Source organism: Aquiflexum sp. (assembly GCF_977115555.1).
The window spans coordinates 1-1,673 of sequence record NZ_CDSBKL010000615.1; the positions used below are offsets into that span (position 1 = coordinate 1).

The window sequence follows — 1,673 nt, forward strand, 5'->3', positions numbered from 1 at the left end:
ACCTTTTGTATCCTTTTGTTTCTATTGTGGTTGCAAATGTTCTAGATACCTAGGCCTCTTTTGTGCCTTTTGTGGTTGCAAATATCCTAAAACCTATTGTATCATTTTGTTTCTTTTGTGGTTACAAATATTTTAGAAGCATAACCCTCTCATGTGCCTTTGTGGTTTCAATCTAATGGACCGATCTTGAAGCATAGGATTTTCCCCTCACATACTCCTCCCTTTTATACCTGACTTTCCCCTTCCATGACAATACCAAAAGACTTACAAGAACAAGGGCACCTACGCCATACACTTCAAAAGAAAACAAATGGCCAAAATGCATCAAGTACCTTTGCGCCGGAAATCCATTCATCAATTCTAGGCTTCCACTTCCCAAAGCTGTTTCCATTCCAGGCAAATTGAGTGGCAACCAAAAGGCAGAGATCAGAAGATTGATCAAAGTGATGACAATGACGTCCTTGTTCACTATCCTGTATCTCCTCACTGACTTCAATAACAATACCGCCATAAATGGCAAAAACGCCAATAGCAGCCTCGATTCAGGATGTAATGCAAAAGCAAACATAAAGAAACTTACTGCGACCATACCCATCCCTAACTTTGCGGATTCTTTGATCATCCGGGGAAAAAAAGCAAGGGCCAAAGGAATTAGAAACCCAAAAAACATCATGTGGCCAACAAGGAAATCTGCCGGAAACCGCAAAGTATCTTGGATCAAATTCTTACCAATAGTCCCAAAATCCAAAGAAGCATTACTTCCTGACAATAGAAAAATCACTAGGAAATAGAGGGAAAGAATACCGACTAACCTCCATATTTTTTGTGATTTTATTTTCTCTGAAAGCAATTCGAAGCCCAAAGCCCAGTTGATCGGATTCCTGACCATCACCGCAAAGACAAAGAATACCAAAGTGAACACAGAAACAATGTGTAACACGCTACCCCAAACATCTCCACCTTCAATCCTACCTGTTAAGAAACTGACCAGCATGATAATTACTAGCAATACCAAAGAAGCCAATACAGGAAAAAAAGACTTGGGGCTTTCCTTGGGATATATGGGGACAGGATCACTTGGCAAGAATATGAGCAAAACTCCTGTCAGCATCATTGTAGGCCAGACAAATCCGGCAAGGATAGAAATCAAAAACAGTTTTTGTCTGTTCCCCTTTATGAAATAATTCGCCTGCCCAATAGCAAGCATCAAAGTTGGCAGATCGGTCGAAAACGGATTATACCACGGATTCTTAAGAACGGCAAAGTTTGCAAAAACCAAGACAAAACCCAAAATGGTGAGGTTGTCCCCAAGCCGGAGTTTGGTAGCCAGAGAGAAATACCAATATACCCCCAAGCCTAAAAACAGAAAATGCAAGATCAGCATGCCTCGAATCAGGTTATCATAACTTTTGACAACCTCAAAAACACCAAACATGACATTCACAAAAGCAAAAGGCATCACCCTTTGCATCTGAAATACATTGTAGCTTCCATCCTCAATATCTTCTAAAAAATTCCCTGCGACTTCCCTAAAAAAAAGACCATCGCCCATAGCACCCTCGTTTAAAGGCACTTTTTCCCCAATAATCTGAAAAACCACTATCGTGACCAGGGAAGCAATTAATGTAAATCTTATCAAAGCGTTATTCTTGGGTTAAATTGAAAATAATCTT

Annotated in this window: 1 protein-coding gene; it reads right to left on the reverse strand. The window is 40.1% G+C overall.

Annotation, left to right across the window (positions count from 1 at the left end; all coding sequences use genetic code 11):
• Window positions 1–172: 172 nt before the first annotated feature.
• The gene (locus ACZFYI_RS20110; protein WP_462525904.1) at window positions 173–1,573 is read right to left on the reverse strand and encodes a hypothetical protein; all 1,401 of its coding nucleotides are present in this window, start codon (window positions 1,571–1,573) and stop codon (window positions 173–175) included.
• Window positions 1,574–1,673: the final 100 nt, after the last annotated feature.